At 41.4% G+C, this 430-nt stretch carries 1 protein-coding gene; it reads right to left on the bottom strand.

The window, feature by feature from the left end; translation table 11 throughout:
• A partial coding sequence (locus ENE75_RS26090) for a M60 family peptidase N-terminal accessory domain-containing protein (protein ID WP_199232421.1) occupies positions 1-430 on the bottom strand: 430 nt, incomplete at both ends.

Below are 430 nucleotides of genomic sequence, written 5' to 3'. Positions count from 1 at the left end.
TGGCTGCGTGTGTAAATAACAGGATCACGTGGTGCGTTTTGAATTACAGAAAGATTATCGGTCCATGCACCAATTTGTACAGACAATGAATATTCATTCTGCGGCACATCAATAATCACCAACTCGCCCGGTGCAGCATAAAGTCCTGTACTAAACTGTGGACTTGGTGGAACAGAAATACGCAATTCATCCTGTACATTGTTATAATTCAAATTCATTGCAAGATCAACTTTTACCCTTGGCTCCGAAGCACACACCAATCCGGGAAATACTCTTGCCTGTGCATATTTACTTGCATCAACATTTTTAATACTGGTATCAATGGTAATACTTGCAACACTTGCACCATCGCCGGGAGTACCATCTTCAAAATCGTATGCGTACTTTTTTCTGCAGGCTGTTACCGCTACTGTGAGTAACAGCAAACAAA

The sequence above is a fragment of the Rubrivivax albus genome (assembly GCF_004016515.1).
GTDB lineage: Bacteria > Pseudomonadota > Gammaproteobacteria > Burkholderiales > Burkholderiaceae_C > Rubrivivax > Rubrivivax albus.
Note: the sequence above shows the minus strand (reverse complement) of the source record. Positions and strands in the feature narration are given on the sequence as shown.